Origin of the sequence: Rhizobium sp. AC27/96 (assembly GCF_001692325.1) — a bacterium.
In the GTDB taxonomy this organism is placed as follows: domain Bacteria; phylum Pseudomonadota; class Alphaproteobacteria; order Rhizobiales; family Rhizobiaceae; genus Rhizobium.
Map to the genome: position 1 here is coordinate 1 of NZ_LXKN01000064.1, position 1,777 is coordinate 1,777.

General features: G+C 55.2%; 1 protein-coding gene and 1 pseudogene. Both read left to right on the forward strand.

What is annotated here, in order from left to right; all coding sequences use genetic code 11:
* Positions 1-64 precede the first annotated feature (64 nt).
* Positions 65-1,591 carry an IS21 family transposase gene (istA, locus tag A6U86_RS29310; protein WP_141683842.1) on the forward strand — a complete coding sequence of 509 codons (1,527 nt, stop codon included), beginning with the start codon at positions 65-67 and terminating at the stop codon, positions 1,589-1,591.
* Positions 1,581-1,777 (forward strand): annotated as a pseudogene (locus A6U86_RS29315) (ATP-binding protein); the annotation flags it as partial. The gene istA and the pseudogene A6U86_RS29315, both read left to right, overlap by 11 nt.

The window sequence follows — 1,777 nt, forward strand, 5'->3', positions numbered from 1 at the left end:
GAGAATTGACCCATGTTTGAACCTTGCCCTGCGTGTTTTCAGCGAGGGCTACGGAGTGATCGACATGGCGTTACTGAGCGTGATCCGACGCTGGCATTTTCGAGAGAAGTTATCGATCCGAGATATCAGTCGCAGAACTGGCTTGTCCCGCAATACCATTCGCAAATATTTGCGTTCAAATGGCGCAGAGCCGAAGTTCAAGGTTCCGGAGCGAACCAGCAAGCTTGATCCTTTTGCGGACCGACTGTCTGCGTGGCTGAAGACGGAAGCCAAGAAGTCCCGCAAGCAGAAGCGCACCCTGAGGCAGTTGCATGCCGACTTGGTCGTTCTTGGCTATGAAGGTTCCTACAATCGCGTTGCGGCATTTGCCCGAGACTGGAGGGCTAATCTGCAGAGGGAATTGCAGACCTCGGGACGTGGGACGTTCATTCCGCTGTCTTTTGATCCAGGCGAGGCCTTCCAGTTCGACTGGTCCGAAGATTGGGCTGTCATTGGCAGTGAGCGCACCAAGTTACAGGTAGCCCATACGAAGCTCAGTTACTCCAGGGCCTTTATCGTTCGAGCCTATCTGCTGCAAACCCATGAGATGCTGTTCGACGCGCACACCCATGCTTTCCGTGTTTTAGGTGGTATTCCCAGTCGTGGCATCTATGACAACATGAAGACCGCCATTAACAAGGTCGGACGGGGCAAAGAGCGTGACGTCAACGTCCGCTTCATGGCGATGGCCAGCCATTATCTGTTCGAGCCCGAGTTCTGTAATCCGGCGGCTGGATGGGAAAAGGGGCAAATTGAGAAGAACGTCCAGGACGCTCGTCATCGGCTTTGGCAGCCCACGCCACGCTTTCCTACGCTGGAAGCCCTGAACGATTGGCTGGAGCTTCGATGCAAAGAGTTCTGGGCAAAGACTCCACATGGCAAGATGCATGGCACCATTGCAGACATATGGGCTGAGGAAGTACAGGCTCTCATGCCTGTTGCCCGACCATTCGATGGGTTTGTCGAATATACCAAGCGGGTAACCCCAACTTGCCTCGTGAACCTGGAACGTAACCGCTATAGCGTTCCGGCATCCTTTGCCAATCGGCCCGTGAGCGTTCGCGTCTATCCGGATCGTATCGTTATAGCTGCGGAAGGTCTGATAGTCTGCGAACATCGACGCATTATTGACCGATCCCATAGTGGACCGGGACAGACAGTTTACGATTGGCGGCACTATCTCGCGGTCGTGCAGCGCAAACCCGGCGCTCTTCGCAATGGCGCACCATTTACGGAGCTTCCCGAAGCTTTCAGGACGCTACAGCAGCACCTGCTTAGAAGGCCAGGTGGTGATCGTGAGATGGTCGATATCCTGGCTCTTGTGCTTCAGCATGATGAACAGGCCGTGCTCGTGGCTGTCGAATTGGCGTTAAAGGCAGAGGTTCCGACCAAAACCCATGTTCTGAACCTGCTACATCGTCTAATTGACGAGAAGTCCTTCACGCCACCGACGATCGACGCGCCGCAAGCTCTCACGCTCACCACTGAGCCCCAGGCCAATGTCGAACGCTATGATGCCCTGAGAAAGACGGAGGTGCGGCATGCGTCATAATCCTGCAGGCGGCGCTATCGTCATCATGTTGCGGCAACTGAAGATGCACGGGATGGCACAAGCCGTCGGTGAACTGATCGAGCAGGGAGCGCCGGCGTTTGAGGCTACTATTCCGATTCTGTCGCAGCTTCTCAAAGCTGAGACGGCGGAACGAGAGGTCCGATCAACGGCCTATCAGCTCAAGAC

What these genes read in the sequence shown, in the direction of transcription:
- istA (WP_141683842.1), top strand. Translation starts at nt 65, where the DNA reads ATGGCGTTACTGAGCGTGATCCGACGCTGGCATTTTCGAGAGAAGTTA.